This window comes from Muricoccus nepalensis, assembly GCF_006438825.1.
GTDB lineage: Bacteria > Pseudomonadota > Alphaproteobacteria > Acetobacterales > Acetobacteraceae > Roseomonas > Roseomonas nepalensis.
Window position 1 is genome coordinate 1 of the sequence record NZ_RCZP01000015.1, and the last position, 14,193, is coordinate 14,193.

Annotated in this window: 13 protein-coding genes and 2 pseudogenes; 7 read left to right on the plus strand and 8 right to left on the minus strand. The window is 62.6% G+C overall.

What is annotated here, in order from left to right:
* Positions 1-283, plus strand: a pseudogene (locus EAH89_RS15580) (IS630 family transposase); the annotation flags it as partial.
* A 254-nt stretch (positions 284-537) separates the two neighbouring features.
* Here the strand turns inward: EAH89_RS15580 and EAH89_RS15585 are convergent.
* A protein-coding gene (locus EAH89_RS15585) for an IS3 family transposase (RefSeq protein ID WP_241667042.1) occupies positions 538-1,766 on the minus strand; the annotation gives its coding sequence in 2 pieces (ribosomal slippage) (positions 538-1,430 and positions 1,430-1,766; 1,230 coding nt in all).
* A gap of 108 nt (positions 1,767-1,874) precedes the next feature.
* Between EAH89_RS15585 and EAH89_RS15590 the strand changes: the two genes are divergently transcribed.
* Positions 1,875-2,582, plus strand: a complete 708-nt coding sequence (locus tag EAH89_RS15590) for an HWE histidine kinase domain-containing protein (protein ID WP_140884622.1) — start codon at positions 1,875-1,877, stop codon at positions 2,580-2,582.
* A 600-nt stretch (positions 2,583-3,182) separates the two neighbouring features.
* Here the strand turns inward: EAH89_RS15590 and EAH89_RS33350 are convergent.
* The 5 genes and pseudogenes from EAH89_RS33350 to EAH89_RS33440 all read right to left on the minus strand — a co-directional run bounded on the left by EAH89_RS33350 (position 3,183) and on the right by EAH89_RS33440 (position 8,367).
* Positions 3,183-3,979: pseudogene (locus tag EAH89_RS33350) on the minus strand (EAL domain-containing protein).
* A 1,091-nt stretch (positions 3,980-5,070) separates the two neighbouring features.
* Entirely contained in the window at positions 5,071-5,421 is a 351-nt protein-coding gene (locus tag EAH89_RS15600) for an H-NS histone family protein (protein ID WP_140884623.1), read from the minus strand.
* Positions 5,422-5,633: 212 nt separating this feature from the next.
* Positions 5,634-6,272: a plasmid pRiA4b ORF-3 family protein gene (locus EAH89_RS15605; RefSeq protein WP_140884624.1), complete on the minus strand. Its 639-nt coding sequence runs from the start codon at positions 6,270-6,272 to the stop codon at positions 5,634-5,636.
* A gap of 759 nt (positions 6,273-7,031) precedes the next feature.
* Positions 7,032-7,601: a carbonic anhydrase gene (locus EAH89_RS15610; protein ID WP_241667043.1), complete on the minus strand. Its 570-nt coding sequence runs from the start codon at positions 7,599-7,601 to the stop codon at positions 7,032-7,034.
* Positions 7,602-8,004: 403 nt separating this feature from the next.
* Positions 8,005-8,367 (minus strand): CopD family protein, encoded by a 363-nt coding sequence (locus tag EAH89_RS33440; RefSeq protein ID WP_161993617.1) that lies wholly within the window; start codon positions 8,365-8,367, stop codon positions 8,005-8,007.
* A gap of 803 nt (positions 8,368-9,170) precedes the next feature.
* On the opposite strand from EAH89_RS33440, the gene EAH89_RS31285 reads away from it, so the two are divergent.
* The 3 genes from EAH89_RS31285 (at position 9,171) to EAH89_RS33095 (ending at position 10,154) form a co-directional block, all read left to right on the plus strand.
* Positions 9,171-9,395, plus strand: coding sequence for a cyclic nucleotide-binding domain-containing protein (locus EAH89_RS31285; RefSeq protein ID WP_161993618.1), 225 nt, complete (start codon positions 9,171-9,173; stop codon positions 9,393-9,395).
* Positions 9,396-9,466: 71 nt separating this feature from the next.
* The gene (locus tag EAH89_RS15625) at positions 9,467-9,829 is read left to right on the plus strand and encodes a Crp/Fnr family transcriptional regulator (protein ID WP_161993619.1); all 363 of its coding nucleotides are present in this window, start codon (positions 9,467-9,469) and stop codon (positions 9,827-9,829) included.
* Positions 9,830-10,025: 196 nt separating this feature from the next.
* On the plus strand, positions 10,026-10,154 hold the full coding sequence (locus EAH89_RS33095) for a hypothetical protein (RefSeq protein ID WP_277753839.1): 129 nt from the start codon (positions 10,026-10,028) through the stop codon (positions 10,152-10,154).
* Positions 10,155-10,174: 20 nt separating this feature from the next.
* Here EAH89_RS33095 and EAH89_RS15635 read toward each other — a convergent pair whose 3' ends face one another.
* Complete coding sequence (locus EAH89_RS15635) at positions 10,175-10,948, minus strand: Crp/Fnr family transcriptional regulator (protein ID WP_206667569.1); 774 nt, start codon at positions 10,946-10,948, stop codon at positions 10,175-10,177.
* Positions 10,949-11,412: 464 nt separating this feature from the next.
* On the minus strand, positions 11,413-12,933 hold the full coding sequence (locus tag EAH89_RS15640) for a 4-hydroxyphenylacetate 3-hydroxylase family protein (protein ID WP_140884629.1): 1,521 nt from the start codon (positions 12,931-12,933) through the stop codon (positions 11,413-11,415).
* A gap of 83 nt (positions 12,934-13,016) precedes the next feature.
* Here EAH89_RS15640 and EAH89_RS15645 point away from each other — a divergent pair, with 83 nt between their 5' ends.
* Both EAH89_RS15645 and EAH89_RS15650 read left to right on the plus strand, forming a co-directional pair.
* Positions 13,017-13,646, plus strand: a complete 630-nt coding sequence (locus tag EAH89_RS15645) for a TetR/AcrR family transcriptional regulator (protein ID WP_140884630.1) — start codon at positions 13,017-13,019, stop codon at positions 13,644-13,646.
* Positions 13,646-14,176: an isochorismatase family protein gene (locus tag EAH89_RS15650; RefSeq protein WP_140884631.1), complete on the plus strand. Its 531-nt coding sequence runs from the start codon at positions 13,646-13,648 to the stop codon at positions 14,174-14,176. Before EAH89_RS15645 ends, EAH89_RS15650 begins: the two co-directional genes overlap by 1 nt.
* The last annotated feature ends 17 nt before the right edge of the window (positions 14,177-14,193 follow it).

A 14,193-nucleotide genomic window follows, 5' to 3' on the forward strand; every position in this document is an offset into this window, starting at 1 on the left:
CCACAAGCACCCCAAGGTGCAGCAGTGGCTGGCGGATCACCCGCGCTGGATCTTCCACTTCACGCCGACTTCGGCGTCCTGGCTCAACGCCGTCGAAGGTTTCTTCTCGGCCATCACCCGCAGGCGCATCCGCCGCGGCGTTTTCAAGTCGGTGCCCGACCTGCAGGACGCGATCACTCGCTACATCCGAGACCACAACAAGGCCGCCAAGCCATTCGCCTGGATCAAGTCCGCCGACATCATTCTCGACAAGCTGGCCAGGCTCCCTGCATCTTCTGTCTGAGTCAGTGCACTAGGTTCCTTCTGCCGGACAACACCTTCGCCGCGTCGAGACGTGCGGCGAGTTTGCCGCACGAGAAGGCATCGTTGCGCCAGGTCTCGCCTCACGCCGGATCCAGTTGCTCCATAAGGCTTCGAAAGAGTATCTGAAGCGTGGAACATAATAGCAACCATACGTCCGCCTCCTCGTTTCCATAACGCGCCATCCATGATGGACTGACGCTTAAAAAGGGGGCCTGAAATGTGGAGTTGCCCCCATTAAACCGGACACGGGGCTGGTTGGGACTGGGCGCGAATGAACTCACGGGGTGAGCGCATTCGCAAGCCTTTGTGGGGGTGGCTCTCGTTGTAATCCTCGATCCAGCCGGGGAGCTGCTGGAGGACGGCAGCGGCATCGGGCCTGGGATTGATGCGGGCGTAGTCGCGCTTGAGCGTCTTCACGAAGGCTTCGCTGACGCCGTTGCTCTCGGGGCTGCGGACGGGTGTGAAACACGCGATGAGGTTGAGCGCGACGGCGAAGTCGCGCGTGTCGTGGGCGGCGTAGGCCGAGCCATTGTCGGCGAGCCACTGCACGGGGTAGGGCGCCCGGAGGGCCGCGAATCGGCGCTCGACGCAGGCCAGCATCAGATCACGGATCATCTCGCCGCTGACGCCGCCGGTGGTGGCGATCCAGGCCATGACCTCGCGGTCGTGCGTGTCGATGGCAAACGCCAGGCGCACCACCTCACCGTTCCAGCACGGGATCTCCAGGCCATCCGAGGACCAGCGCAGGTTCGAGGCCGGGGCGATCACCTTGCCCTCGTGGGCCCGGATCGGCCGCTGGGTGCCGTGCCGCTGTAGGAGGAGCTGCCCCCGCAGCATCAGCCGGTAGACGCGTTTGTGGTTCAGGGGTTCGGCTCCGGAGGCTCGGCGGGCACGGTTCAGCAAGGCCGTGATCCGCCTGTAGCCGTAGGTGGGCCGGGCGTCGGTGAGCTGGCGGATGGCCGCCAGCAACTCGTCGTCGCCCTGGCGCCGGTAGCGGCCCCGGGGCTTTGCTCCCCTCCGGACCTGCTCGACCAGGTTGGAGCGGGCCACGCCCAGGGTCTCGGCCACCACCTTCACCGGGAACCGCCCTGTAGCGGCGACGGCAACTGCCAGACGGGCTTTTTTCCCCGGGCGGCGCTGAGGGCCTCCCGTAGGATCTCCACCTCCATGGTCTTGCGCCCGAGCAGGCGCTCAAGGTCGCGGATACGGCCCTCCAGCTCGCGCAGCCGCCCCGCGGCCACCACCTCGCCGTCAGCCTGGATCGCTGCCTTGCCGCCCTCGGCCATGCGTCGCCTCCACTGAAACAGCAGGCTGGGCGAGACGCCGTGCAGGCGGGCAACGGCCGAGACCGTCATCCCCGGTTGCATGGTCTCCTCGACCAGCCGGAGCTTGTAGTCGGCACTGTAGCGGCGGCGGCGCTCGCGGCTGGCGATGATTTCGACGCGCGTGGGGTCGTTCGGCATAGGCGTATGCCCAGGCGTAAGCCTAGGCCCTTGTGGCTACGCCCGGTGTCCGGCCGAAATGGGGGCCACTCCAACACGCCGGAAGTCGGAGCCTAACCACCGACACAGTTGCCTCGATCCAAGGACGGCAAGTGTGCGCCATGGTCATCTGAGCCGGACCGCTTCGTCGGCCACCCCATTACCCCCGATTTGCTGGAGCGCTGGACGTCGGGCGCTAGCGACGGTGTTCTGGAGGCCGTTAGCCCGGACGGCGTCCACGTCCTCACCGCCTTTTCCCGCCTGCCAGAGCCCTACGGGTGGGGTGTTGCCGTTGCGGTTCCTAAAGCGACGCTGACGCGCTCCGCCTTGATCAGCGCGTTAACCCTGCTCGCGATCGAAGCCGCTGTCCTCACGCTCGGCCTTCTCCTCGCCCGTGAGATCGCTCGCGGGGTGCTGCGGCCGATCACCGATCTCCTGAAGCTCGCCGCCTCTCTTGATAATCTGGCTCCGCGCGCTCGGGCTCTCGGCCTGCCAGAAGCAGACCAGCTCGCCCAGGCACTGCTGGCCGAGACTCGACAGCGCCGTGCGGCGACCGCCTCGCTCGTAGACAGCGAGAGGCGGCTGCGTCTCGTGGTGGCGGAGTTGAACCACCGAGCCAAAAATGCGCTCGCGACGGTACAATCCTTGGCCATGCAGACCGCCCGCGGGAGCGCGGCCGGTGATCCCGCACGGAGGCTCTCAATTATCCCACAAGTCGGAGTGCAGCGACTGACGAGGAGATCAACTGCGATAGCACCGAACAGCTCGCCGAACTACGAAAAGCAACGTCGACACTGATGAGCAATCGCACCAGTTTGGTTCTACAATGCCTTCAGAGACGGAGGTTTGGGCACATCACGCGGTATATCAACGCCTGACCGCACTCAGTGGTCCGACGTCTACTCACCAAGATCGATGACACGATGTACGAGTTGCTCGACGGCCTCATTCTCATGACGGCAGTTCGGCGTCCAACCGATGGGCGCAGCTCGTCGCACGGGGCAAATTTGATGAACCATGTGGTTCATTCCATGTCGGGCGCTAGGAGCCTGCGTCCAATGCAGACTTCCATCAGCTCGGCGAAATATTCGGTGCACCTCAAAAACAATACCACATCGGCTGCATACAGCGTCAGGCATGGACCGTTTCTATTCCGACTACCACTTTGAATATGGTGTCAGGACCGCGCATGGGCAAGGTACACGCCCGGTCGACGCGTCATCTAGCGCATAGCGTCGGCGTCGAACGAACCCGCACGCATTGGTGAACGGTTACGTCTTAAACCACCAAATGTGCGCAACGCCAATCACCCGATATGCTCTTACAGAAAATGCAGTGAGCGAATTTTTCAATCGGGTGGAAGGAAGAAATTGCGGCTAAAAGCCGTTGATGTATCACTCAGGTAACTATGGATATCGGTGGCAGCTGTTCGAAGGCGGGGCGGGCGAACAGGTAGCCTTGTACGAGGCTCACTCCGAGGTCGCGCAGCGCGTCCAGCTCGCTCCGGGTCTCCACGCCCTCCGCTACTACCGTGATGTTCAGCTCGGCGGAGACGGAGAGCACGGCGCCGACGATGGCGCGCCGGACGCGGTCGCGGTCCACCCCGCGGATCAGCTCCATGTCGAGCTTGATCACGTCCGGCTGAAAGCGGGCGAGTAGTCCGAGGCCCGCGTAGCCCGCGCCGAAATCGTCGATGCCACGCGGAAGCCGCGCGCCCGATACTCGCGAAAGATGCTGGTGAGGTGGTTGGGGTCCTCCACCTTCTCGCCTTCGGTGACCTCGAACTGAAGACGGTTCAGGGGAAAGCGGTGGCGGCGCGCCGCCGCCAGGGTGGCACGGACGCAGTTCTCCGGGCGGTACATGGCGCCCGGGATGAAGTTGATGGAGAGAGTGGCGCCGCTCCCGACCATCCCCAGGCGCGACGCCAGTTCGATCGCTTTGACACGGCAGGACTGGTCGAAGGCGTAGCGGTTCGCCGAGGTGACCTGCGACAGAACCGTCAGCGCTGGTTCTCCCGCCGGGCCGCGCACGAGGGCCTCGTAGGCGTGCACACGACCAGTGGCCAAATCCACGATGGGCTGGAAGGCCATGGAGAAGGGAAAGGGCGCGGCTAGACCGTTTGAACAATCACCGCAGGCACCGCCGAGTGTTTGAGGGTCAGCATCCATTCGGGTTCCGGACATCGTATCAATCATCTGTGGTCGGTTCTCACCGCACCCCACCCAAAGGTTCGGCACCGATGGGGCGATTGCCTCCGATCAGTGAGCATCCCTCACGGGCGAGAAGAGGCTTGGATGATGCACCAACAGACTAAAAAGATCCTGAAGCCCCCCTCTCAGGCCATTGGATCTAAGACTGCCAGGCATGGAATACGTGTGCCGGAGGCTTGCAGCGCGCTCACCGTGAAGAACACAAATGTCGGTCGATCTGTTCAGACTGAGGCATGTGCCTTCCGCGCCTCGGCCTGAGCGCTCGATCAGGAAGCGGCGTCTGGCACCTTGACATGTTACTCACGATGTCGTGATTAACAGTCGCGCGGCTGATCCACCCACTGGACTCCATTCATGCCTTTTGATGACCCGAACGCATACACCGGCGTCGTTGGCCAACCGGATGCTGCTGGCCATCCCATATGGACTGTCGTCCTCATCCTCGTCGGTCCTGGTGCCACTCCTGGGGAAGGAGCCACCTACTTCCTCCGGGCTCCCGACGCGGTGCACGCCCTGGCATCGGCACGTGCTTGTTGGTTCAAGGATTATGACGGTTCAGGACGTAATCCTGCACAGCTGATACCTGCCTTGATTTCGAAGACTGATTGCCGCGATGCAACCATTTGTATGGCGGAGGCTCGTCGGGCAGCAGAGACGGGACAGCTTGCCATGCTTACAACTGCCGCCTTGGGCGGTGAGGTTTCTCGGCTAACGCGTTCACTCCATTAACAGAAGAGAGCGATCTCCCACTGGTCACGCTTATCATCGGGCATGGTCCCGAACACGCACTAGCCTTCCAAGATCCTCGTCGGCGACTGCCGCCTGTTCGCCAGCAAACACAGAATGCTGGAGGCGCTCAAGCCTAATATTGAGCAAGACACATTGTGGTCTGACTCGAAGCCTAGGACACCGAGCCAGACCTCTACTCATCGATCCCTGGCAGATCGGTTCGCCGCGAACACTGCCGTCAAGGGGAGGTGCTCCGACCACCTCTCCTCAACCTTCCGCCTCGTCAGGACGAACGAGCCCCCAGGAGCAGTTAGAATTGAACAGTTGTTAACCGATCAGACCAGACCTTATACGGCAAAATCCTCTTTCTTCTTCCCCCGCTCGATAGCCTCGCTGAGCCACTTGGGCATACGGCCACGTCCGCTCCACGTGCTGTCGTCCGGCCCACGAAACCTTGCTGGCACTGGCTTGCCGCTGTCGGCGCGTACTTTGCGCATTTTGCTCTGAGGGCCGGGACTTTTTCCCACCAGTGCTTCCAGGCTCATGCCCAGCTCCGCTGCTTTGCTGGCCATCTCCTCCAGTAGCGCGGCTTTGGCACCCTCGCGCTTATCAGCAAGTTTGGTTTGTGCCTCGTCGATAAGCTTGGTGAGTTCCTGCACAGAGAGTGCTTCGAGATCAACGTTGAGTTTAGTTGCCATGTAATGTCCTTCGCAGAGCAAGCTGAACTACCTATCCTAGCACGTTGCCGTACGGATTGAACCCTTGTTGCCTTTCACGCGTAACGTCGTCCATTATTCCGCCAGTTCAAGATCTGCATCGCATCCGAGCAAAGAGCGATGTTAAAGTCTCCTGGGCAAGGGATTCCCATGTCTACGCGTCATCTTGCAATCACACGCTCTCGTTCGTGCGCTTACTCAGCGTCACTGCTTTTCTTGCGGCGGCCAACGATTGACGTCGTAGCCGCTTCGCGTTTAGCGGCTGGCTTGCGCGTCCATGCCTTTGCAAAAACCGCAATGGCCTTCGCGTGATCATCAATATGGATTATATTAGGATCAAAACGGCGTCCAGCCCATTCGATCATCGCAGCATGGTTCTCGTGCTGCTCATTGGCGACCGCCTCGAGGAACTCGGCATAACCCCATGGACCACCGACGTCCTCGGGCGGGCAGCGTCCGACGGCATCGATCAGCTGCGGGTACGTTTGGCCGGGAACGGCATCGGTGATGCGCTCGATCTTAACCGTGTGCTCCCAACCGTCCCCGAAGTCGTAGAGATACCGCAGCGTTTTCGCGCCCGTGTCCTCGATAACGTCGGAGAGGCGCGCTTTGCGGGCATCGAGAGGACCTCCGCCCCAATCCTGATCGGGAATGCCCCAGCCCACCTCGCGGGCACGGATCTCGTAGAGATGGCTGTTGGTCCATCCCATGGCGGCCTGAAGCACAAGGTGTAGGCGATCGAGCCGGATTGTCAGCGGCACTTCAACTCGGCGCACGACCGCGGGCTTTACCTCGTCGAGGGTGACCTTGAGACGGGCAATGCTGCTGTTCATGCCCCTGCCTCCTGTAACTCCGTTTCACCTGCCGACGGTTAGGGCAGCCGTCATTGGAGCCATGCCGAAGCAAGGTCGGCAACCTTATTCAGCCCCCCTCCTCGCACTCGGCGTCGAACACCCGACTGGGGCATCACTCCATTCCGCTCTGATGGGGCACGTGGGAACATCGGTCAGCCTCGCCGCCTCTTACAGGTGCTCCGGCGTCCATTTCGAGAGCTCCTGGAAGGAACGACGCGGGCAAGGCCAGCCAATGGCCTATCACCATGAGCATTGGTCCAGAGCCGCGCTGTCACCTTCCTGCTACGGCGAGCAGCGGAATGGTTCGGATGTCTTCCACGTTCCCTTGACAAACTGGAGAAGCGCCACGGTGGATGCATGGAACAGCGAGAGCAGGCCCCGGACGCTACTAACACAACTGCATCGAGCAGGGCCGCTCAGCCCCCAATTAGCCAGTTCCGTTTCGCGCCGCCGGACCCGAGGGTATAACGCCTCGGGGTGGACCGCACGGCCAGTTCGCGAGCAGGAACAGGCTCCCTGCCACCCACGGCCACTCGCGGGACCCATACCAGGCCAGGAACCCCGCTGCCCCTTCCAGCATCGCCAAGCCAGCCTGGATGAGCAAGGCGCGTTCAAGCACAGCGCCCAGGGCAGTGATGCGGTGAGCGGTCCAGGCAACCGTCTGGACCGCTAACGCTTGGTCGATCACCTGCGACGTGCCGCGATGACTCTAACTGCCGAAAGTCGGCTGTCCAGAGCTCAGATGTCTTCAAACCATTCGACGTTGCCGTCATCGAGCTTGTAACGGGCGGCGACGATCTTGAGCTTATTCGCTCGTACTGCTTCCTGAGCAATTGGACTCTGCGATTTTAGGCGGGCGGCGACCCGCCGGGCGTTGGCGGCGACAGCCTCATCCAGCACGATCTCGCCGGAGGGACGCCGGACGGAAAGGACGGCGGGGATGATCGGCTGAATCATTTCCCCAATGACACCAGGGAAGATGGCGTTGCGTTGCACCACCTCTACCGCCGCGGCGACGGCACCGCAGCTCTCATGCCCGAGGACGACAATGAGGGGGCAGCCGAGCACGCCGACGCCATACTCAATGCTGCCCAGTGCCGCGGTGTCGATCGTGTTCCCGGCGTTGCGAACGATGAAGAGCTCGCCGAGGCCACGGCCAAAGAGCAGTTCCGGCGGTACACGACTGTCAGAGCAGCCGACCAGGGCGCAGAAGGGAGCTTGGCCGCGCGCAAGTTCAACGCGCCGTTCGCGGCCTTGCGCCGCCCGGTACGGGGCCTCCGTGCGGAACTGACTGTTACCCTCCTTCATTTGAGCAAGGGCTTCATCGGGCGAAAGGGTGGTCCTGGGGACTGGATCGGCTGCCTGAGCACGGCTAGGCAGCGCTATGGCGGCCAGAAGGCTAGTGGTTATGCCGCCCAGGGCTCGGCGCCCCTGGGGACGCGGGTGGAGTAAGCCCCCGCAGCAATGGCAGGGATCGATCTGCATCACGCGTCCTCCATATTTATCGTGCCCACACGAGGGGCGGCCGACGGTACACGCGTGCGGCGAGAATGTCCGCAGTCCCGTGGAGAGAATGGCTCAATAGGTGCAATGACCTTCACTACCATCAGGGCGAGATCAGGAGCGGTGGCCATCAAATGGCAAGGGCAAGCTGCTCCCGGAGAAGCTACTGCGATTTATAGCTCCTCTGACGAGCAGTCCCGAACCGGGATCAGCCCGCTTGTGTAGGTTCATCCCTGCCTGAAGGGCTAGTTGAGGTCGTCTCCGACACGGCCCAGAACACAAGAACCATCGCCAAGATCTCCCAGCCGAGCGAGGCTGCAAGGTGAGCTCCAGCTCCAGCCCCAGGCATGATAATAGTCAGGGCTGAGGTTAGCCTGAACCGGTGCCAGGCGGCAGAACCAAGAAGCACGTGAACCAAACCAATCTCTGCGAGAACAGCTGAGTCATATGGCGTCGTTACGGGGGCGTCCGGACGCGTGACGAGCAGCCAGACGAGGATTGCCTCCGCCAAGACAAGACCAGTCACCACCCACGTGGTGGCGCATACCCACCCCTCGACCAAGCGCGCCACTAATGAGCCTCCTCGCCTGGATGCCAGAACCAGTGACCACAAGTTTCTTGCCCAGTAGGAGCCCGCAAAGAGGTATCACTGAGGGAGCTACCAGCAGAGCCTGTGGACCATGCTGCGTCGTGTGCCTAATGGCGGTGTAGCCGCCTGCGACGGCCATGATCCCCGCTGCCCCAAGGATCATGGCACCAAGGCCCATCAAGGTTGCACCATCGAAAAAGAGCAGGCCTAGTCCGATGATGACTGCGGAGATCCCGGGCCGGGACGTCAGCATCACACCCCAAAATTCGGTGTCGACGATTTTACTATTCGATGCCAGCGCCACCTGGGAGGTCAGCCAAGCGCCAGTTGCCATCAAACCAATAGCCATCGTTGCAAAATTCATTTGGCAGCAGGCGGCAGATTTCGGAAAATCGTGCAGGCGGCCAAAGCCCTAAAAAGCAACACAAGAACCGACCGCCGAGATTTGGCTTCAACGGTATGTTCGGATCGAGAATGGAATGGCACTTTCGAGTGGGATAGCACCACCAGCAGACCTCTAGTCAGCTTGCCGTCGGTCGGCGGTTAAAAACCTTAAACAGCCATTCCGCAGGAGGCATACTTGGTCGCCTCCGACTGGGCAGAGGAGAAACCCGTCCTCGTTTTCGGTGCTCCTATAGAGCATCGACGTGCAGGCGCCGTTTAAAGTGGAGGACAGGCTCTTGGAAAATCCAATGGTCATGAAGATGGAGCAGTACAGGCGCTTCTCGGATGACGACAGGCGCTTGCTGAACGACCTCACATCCAAGCACCAAAGGGAGTGTGGGTTGCGCGAGGACATCATCCGCGAGGGCGAGCACTCACCCGACATCCACATTGTCATGTCCGGCCCCGCCTGCCGCTACAAGCTACTGGAGAACGGCAACCGGCAGATCATGGCCTTCCTCGTGCCGGGTGACCCTTGCGACGCCGAGATCTTCATCCTGAAGGAGATGGACCACAGTATCGGTAGCTTGGCACCGAGCGTTATTGCCTGGTGTCGTGTGACATGATGCGAGACCTCATGTTCCACCGCCCTGGCATCGCGCTCGCCTTCTGGTAGAACACGTTGCAGGACGAGAGTGTGCTGCGGGAGCGTATCATCGACGAGGGCGACGCGACGCCCTCTGGCCGCATCGCCTTCCTAATCTACGAAGTGATGCTGCGGATGCGTGCAGTGGGCGTTGCTCAGGACCAGTCTTTCGACTTCCCGATTACCCAGTCCGACCTCGCCGATGCCACCGGCCTCACACCCGTCCATGTCAACCGCATGCTGCAAAGACTGCGTGAGGACGGGCTAATCGCCACAGAAGGGAAACGCTGGACTGTGCTCTATGCCGCTGGGTTGCGGAAAGCGGCCAAGTTTGAGGCGAGTTACCTGCATCTCGACCGGGCAAAGGACGAGCCGGGCAGCGAAGTAGGCAAGCGCCTCAGAGGGCTGATCTAGCTCCTCTGCCCCGCCGCACCCGTCGAGGCGGCACCGGTTGCTATGATAGGGGACCAGGAACTGGGAGGTGTGTCTGGTTGAGCGCCAGGGTGGCGTCACGGTCCGCCGTGCCGCTCAGCCTGCTCGCAATCCAGTTCTCGGCAGCCGGTAGGTCGGGGAAAGTGGGAGGCAGAGACACGTCAAGTCTGCCGAAGCCATGTTCCAAGAACCAGTGCCCCGCGTCGTCGTGCCCCTCGGCGAGGCGCACGAGCACCGCGACCAGATGATCTCCTGCGAAGACCAGCCGCCCGTCCTCGTCTGCCGCGCCTGTTCCAAGCCGGACTGATGTCAGGGTGAGGTCCGGGATCATGCGGCAGCCTTGTGGACCTGGTGCAGGTAAGTTGCATCGAAGGTGCCACGCACCTGCAACTCATCCCACTTCAGGACGCTGACCGTGTAGTTGGTCCAGGTGATCAGTCCATCCCGCCGGAAGTCCTGCAACACGCGGTTCACATGTACGTTGGATAAGCCGAGCGCGTCCGCGATGTCCGCCTGGGTCGCGGGTAAATTGAACGTGTCGCTCGGGGCGAGGCCCACGCCTTTGAACCGCAGCAGCATCTCACAGATGAGGTGAGCGATGCGCTCGTGGGCGTCCCGCCTGCCGTTCCCGACTAACCACTCGCGGACGATGGCGGCATCAATCAGCGTGTCGCGCCAAAAGGCATGCAGTAGCCCAGGAAAGCGCCCTGTCAGAACCTGCATCTTCTTGTGCGAGATGAAGGCCGCCTGGGTCGGCATCATCGCCGCCACTCCGTGGTCCGTGACCTGGAGATGGAGGCTTTGCAGGTCTGGCATGTCACCCGGCGTGTGAAAGGCCATGATCTGCCGTCGCCCGTCGGGCAGGAGCTTATAGCGGAAGGCAAAGCCAGCCAGGATCAGGCAGCACTCGCTCGGGCGGTCGCCATCCCTGACGATGTCCTGTCCGCGGACATAGCTCCGAACCGTCATGGGCAGGTCCAGGATGGCCTCCCGCTCCTCGGCCGTCAGCCGCGTGATGCTCTGTAGCTTGCGGACGAGGCGGTGCCGCTCGGGCGGGTGCTCAGTGTATGATGTGGTGTGGCTGATGGTAGGTTGCTGCACGGCGCGCTGCTCCAGAAGGAGCAGATCTGATCCATGCCCCGGGCGCCCCAAAGCGGGGTGCGACGTTTGATGCTATAGGTCCTCCCATTGAAAGAGCCTGCCAACATAGATCAGGCCACCGCAGGAAAGGGGGACATCGGCCGTAGAATGCGGGCAGTCCAATACTGGCCTGTGCTTCGGTGCCGAACCAGGCGCCATCCGGAAACTGGCCGCAAAACACTCATTCCACGGGGAACTTCGGCCGGGAGAAGGGGTGCCAGCCGGTCTCGATCAGGACCCCACCCTCACGTAGGTTATCCGCGTTGAGTTAAGGGCGTAGACCGAGCTTAGGTAGGGCCTCGGTTCAACGCTTTCTACACTCCCGCCCCATTGCTGTGCCGTTGTCAGCTTCGAAGGGGCCGCCGCACCGGAGCCCGGCGGCAGAGGCCGTCACTCGGCGGCGGGAACGGGGGCCGCCCGAAGGTTTAGGACATTTTGGAGGGGGTCGGGACGTCACAGCCGGTGGCGCAGCAACGGCCGGGCTGCTTCGAAGCGCGCTGCCCCTGATCCAGGACGCCACGGTCCAGTAGGGTCTCGACGAGTTCCACCTTCTCCATCACTGGGTAGTTGCGCCAGATCTCCCGCTTCATCGCCTCAGGGGATCCGCCGCCGTGAAGGGAGATGAGAGAGTACCAGCCGCCCTGGTGAGAGACGGTGAGGTCCTCGATCAGCCGTGCGACCTCCAGGCGCTGCTCGACGGCGATATCCTGACGTCCCATCAGCACCTCGCTGAGTGACGCCTGGGTGTCGGGGTTGTGGTCCTCGTCGGGACCCGGAAGCGCCACGATGAGCCCGCCAGAGACGTAGTGGGCGACCTTGTGCATGTCGTAGATCTTCGTCGCGAGCAGAAGCTTGCCAATGTTCGAGAACACGGCGTCCGGCATCACCGACCCTGCCGGATCCTTTACGCAGTAGACGGAGGAGGCAACGCCGCAGGCGTAGAAGCTCTCTGTGATAGTGATAAGGTCGACCATTGCGTCCCGGATGTGCCCGTGACGGTTGGGGTCGAGCCCGTTCGCCTCAATCATCAGGGCTCCGGCACCGATGAGGAGATCGCCGAAGCCCGCCCGTGCGCCGATGCAGGAGTGGCGATGGTGGGTGGCGTAGGAAGTGGTGAGGAAGCCGCCTTCCTCGGTCTCCCCGGCCAGGAAGACCTTGTCATGGGGCACGAACACGTTGTCGAAGATCACGACGCCGGTGGACTGCCCGTACTTCGCCGAGAACTTGGCCGCGGCCTCCCCGGGCCGCCCGGCGGGCCGCGCCACGATGGTGACGCCCGGCGCGTCGACTGGCACAGCGCAGCAAACCGCGAAGTCAGCGTCCTCCCGGGTGTGGGTGCGGCAGGGCATGACGAGGAACTCGTGCATGTAGGGGGCGCCAGTGACGATCGCCTTGGTGCCGCGGATGACGATGCCGTCCGGGCGGCGCTCCTTGATGTGCACGTAGACGTCGCGGTTGGCCTGCTGGCCCGGGCGCAGGGAACGGTCGCCCTTGGCGTCGGTCATGGCGACACCGAGGGTCAGGTCCCTGTTCTGGACCTCGTGCAGGTAGGCGAGGAAGCGCTGGTGGTAGTCCGTTCCGTGCTCCCCGTCGGTGCGCTTGGTCGCCTGGAAGAGGCCGTTGAGAGCGTCGTGGCTGAGGTAGCGCTGGGCGCAGCCAGATACCTTGCAGACCAGGCGAACGGCCTCGAGCTTATGCAGCAGGTCGGCCGAGGTCTCGTTGATGTGGAGCATCCGGTTAACGGTCTTGCCAGAGGTGCCCTGGCGCGCCGTCATCAGGACCTGGTGCTCGGGATGGTGCGCGAAGTCGTAGGTCACGCCGACCCCGTTAATGCCCGGGGCGAGCAGGGGTTCGTCGGCCACGCTCTCGACCTTTCGGCCGTTGACGAACACACGGGGGCTGTAGGCGCGCAGGGACTCCCGATACGCCGCGGCGTCCATCAGCATGCCATTCCCCTTTCTTGGTGTTCAAGTTATCGAACAGCGTTAGATTCCGAGTCAAGCGTAAGAGCACTTCTGGAAGGATTGGCATGGCCATAGGGCGGGCGGAGCGGCAGCAGGCGGTCAGCGACCACAAGCGGGGGCTGATCTTGGAGGCGGCGCGCGAGGTCTTCACGGCCGAGGGACTGGAGGGGGCCAGCCTCCGGGCCATCGCGCTGCGGGCCGGGTACACCCCGGCCGCGCTCTACTTCCACTTCGCTTCGAAGGAGGCAATTTACGCCGAGGTGCTCCAGGGATCCCTGGCGTCACTCCGCCGCCACGTCGACGAGGCCGTCGCCGGAGCCCTGGGCGCCGAGGCCAAGCTACGGGCCGCCGCGGTAGCCTTCTTCCACTTCTACGCCGAGAACCCCCGGGACCTCGACCTTGGCTTCTACCTGTTCCGCGGTGGCATGAAGCCGAAGGGGCTCGGCCGGGAGCGCGACGAGGCCTTAAATGGATTCCTCGAGGCGGCGCTCAGACCAATTGCTGACGCTGCAATGGAACTCGGCGCCCCCCGCCCGGAGGCCGAACTCCTGATGGTCGACACATTCGCTCATGCCACCGGCCTACTCCTGTTGCTTCACACGGGTCGCATCCGGATGTTCGGCGCTAGTGCCCCCGAGCGGATGCAAGCCTATGTCGATGAGTGCATCGGTCGTTTGGTGCAGGAACAGGGGTGATGCCGGTTCTCGACCGTGAGCGCTCTGCTTTACTCCTGATCGACTTCCAAGCCCGCTTGATGCCCGCCATCGAGAGCGGCCAAGACGCGGTGGCCAACGCCCGGCGCCTTCTTGATGTCGCGGCGCTATTGGAGATCCCCGTCCTTTTCACCGAGCAGAATCCAGCCGGGCTCGGACCCACGATGCCGGAACTCGGTCCGCCCGGCCTCACCGTGCACAAGATGACCTTCGACGCAGTGCGAGCATCCGGGTTCCTGGATCGCTTGCCGCCGGAGAGGGTGCTCGTCGTAGCGGGCTGCGAGGCGCATGTTTGTGTCCTGCAAACTGTGCTCGGGCTTCTGGCAGAAAGCAGGAAGGTGGTTGTGGTGCGCGACGCGCTCGGAGCACGACGTAAGGAGAGCAAGGAGGCCGCGCTTCGTCGCATGGAGCGACATGGAGCCGAGATCGTCACGACGGAGATGGTGGTTTTCGAATGGCTCGCCACCTGTGAGCACCCGCGCTTCCGCAGTGTCGTCAAGCTCATTAAGTAACGAGCAGACGCTGACCG

Excerpts from the sequence above, each read along its gene's own strand:
- EAH89_RS15600 (WP_140884623.1), bottom strand. The coding sequence starts at position 5,421 with ATGGCAACTAAACTCAACGTTGATCTCGAAGCACTCTCTGTGCAGGAA.
- EAH89_RS15605 (WP_140884624.1), bottom strand. The coding sequence starts at position 6,272 with ATGAACAGCAGCATTGCCCGTCTCAAGGTCACCCTCGACGAGGTAAAG.
- EAH89_RS15610 (WP_241667043.1), bottom strand. The coding sequence starts at position 7,601 with ATGAAGGAGGGTAACAGTCAGTTCCGCACGGAGGCCCCGTACCGGGCG.
- EAH89_RS33095 (WP_277753839.1), top strand. The coding sequence starts at position 10,026 with ATGTTCCAAGAACCAGTGCCCCGCGTCGTCGTGCCCCTCGGCGAGGCG.
- EAH89_RS15640 (WP_140884629.1), bottom strand. The coding sequence starts at position 12,933 with ATGCTGATGGACGCCGCGGCGTATCGGGAGTCCCTGCGCGCCTACAGC.
- EAH89_RS15645 (WP_140884630.1), top strand. The coding sequence starts at position 13,017 with ATGGCCATAGGGCGGGCGGAGCGGCAGCAGGCGGTCAGCGACCACAAG.
- EAH89_RS15650 (WP_140884631.1), top strand. The coding sequence starts at position 13,646 with ATGCCGGTTCTCGACCGTGAGCGCTCTGCTTTACTCCTGATCGACTTC.